This is a genomic window from Streptomyces sp. NPDC052299 (genome assembly GCF_040679335.1).
GTDB lineage: Bacteria > Actinomycetota > Actinomycetes > Streptomycetales > Streptomycetaceae > Streptomyces.
Genome location: NZ_JBFAUP010000054.1, coordinates 1 through 1,813 on the forward strand (window position 1 = coordinate 1; position 1,813 = coordinate 1,813).

Genomic DNA, 1,813 nt, shown 5'->3' on the forward strand with positions numbered 1-1,813 from the left:
GTGGTGACGAGGTGGTGGGCGAGGAGGGTGCCCAGGGTGCCGGTGGCCCCGGTGATCAGGACCGTGCCTTCCGGATCCAGCTCACGCGGCAGCGAGAGGGCGACCTTGCCGACGTGCCGGGCCTGGCCCAGGAAGCGGAAGGCGTCACGTGCGTAGCGGATGTCCCACGACCGGACCGGCAGCGGGTGCAGGGCGCCCGCCTCGAACAGGTCCCTGAGCTCGCCCAGCATCTCCTGGATGCGCTCCGGGCCGGCTTCCATGAGGTCGAAGGCCCGGTAGGCGACGCCCGGATGCTCCTGGGCCACCCGCTCCGGGTCACGGACGTCGGCCTTGCCCATTTCCAGGAAGCGGCCGCCGTGGGGCTGGAGGCGCAGGGTGGCGTCGACGAATTCCTTGGCGAGGGAGTCGAGTACGACGTCGAAGCCGTGCCCTTGGGTGGCGGTGGTGAACTGCTGCTCGAAGTCGAGGGTGCGGGAGTTGGCGAGGTGGGTGTCGTCGAAGCCGAGTGCGCGCAGGGTGTCCCACTTGCCGGGGCTGGCCGTGCCGTACACCTCGGCGCCCAGGTGCCGGGCGATCTGGGTGGCGGCCATTCCGACCCCGCCTGCCGCGGAGTGCACCAGCAGCCGCTCCCCCGCCCGCAGCCCCGCCAGATCCGTCAGACCGTAATACGCCGTCAGGAAGACGATCGGGGTCGCCGCCGCCTCGGTGAACGTCCAGCCGGCCGGAACGTGGCCGAGCGTGCGGTGGTCGGTGACGGCGACGGGCCCGGCGCCGTCGGAGAACAGGCCCATCACCCGGTCGCCCACGGCGAGGGAGGTGACTCCGGGACCGGTCTCCAGGACGACGCCCGCACCCTCGCTGCCCATCGGGGCCTCACCGGGGTAGCTGCCGAGGGCGATGAGGACGTCACGGAAGTTGGCGCCCACGGCCCGCACGGCGACCCGGACCTGGCCTGCGGCGAGCGGCCCGGTGGCGTCCGGTGACGGGACCAGGGCGATGTTCTCCAGGGTGCCCTTGCCGGTGCTGCCCAGGCGCCACGCACCGGTGTCGGCGGGCGGGGTCAGCACGCCGTCGGCGGCGGCCCCGCGGGCGAGCCGGTTGGCGTACACCGTGCCCTGGCGGAGGGCGAGTTGGGTCTCCTCGGCCGTGACGGACACGGCGACGGCCAGTGCGGCGGCGTCGGCCGGCTCGGCCGGGGCGAGGTCCAGCAGGACGAACGCGTCCGGGTTCTCCGTCTGCGTGGCGCGCACGAGTCCCCACACGGCGGCACCGGCCAGGTCGTCCAGCAGGTCACCGCGGTGGGTGGCGACGGCGCCGGTCGTGACGACGACGAGCCGCGAGCCCGCGGACCGCCCCTCGGCCAGCCACTGCTGCGCGGCCTCCAGGACGTACGCGAGAGCGCCGCGGGTCTCCCGGCCCGCCGGAACCGGCAGGAACACCGTCTGCGGCAGCGGGCCTTCGGCGGCGAACAGGGCCGCCAGGTCCGGGTGGCGCACGGTTTCCCCGCCGAGTCCGGCGGCGAGCTCCGGGCCGGGCGTGCCGATCACGGCCGCGACCGGGACGTCCGGGGCCCCGGCCTCGTCAGCCCGTACCGGGGTCCAGTCGACGCCCAGCAGGATTCCCTCGTCGGCGGCCTGCGGCTCGGCACCGATCGGCCGGAGCACCAGCTCACCGATGGTCGCCACCGGCTGCCCGGTCTCATCGGTCGCGCTGATTCGGACGGTGTCGGGGGTGGTGGGGGTGAGGTGGACGCGGAGGGTGGTGGGGTGGGTGGCGTGGAGGGTGATGTTGTTCCAGGCGAAGGGGATGCGTT

1 protein-coding gene is annotated in these 1,813 nt (G+C 74.2%); it reads right to left on the reverse strand.

Features of this window, described 5'->3' with window-relative positions; translation table 11 throughout:
* Positions 1-1,813, reverse strand: a 1,813-nt coding sequence (locus AB0L33_RS35105) for a zinc-binding dehydrogenase (protein ID WP_365687824.1), incomplete at both ends; no start/stop codon positions are given.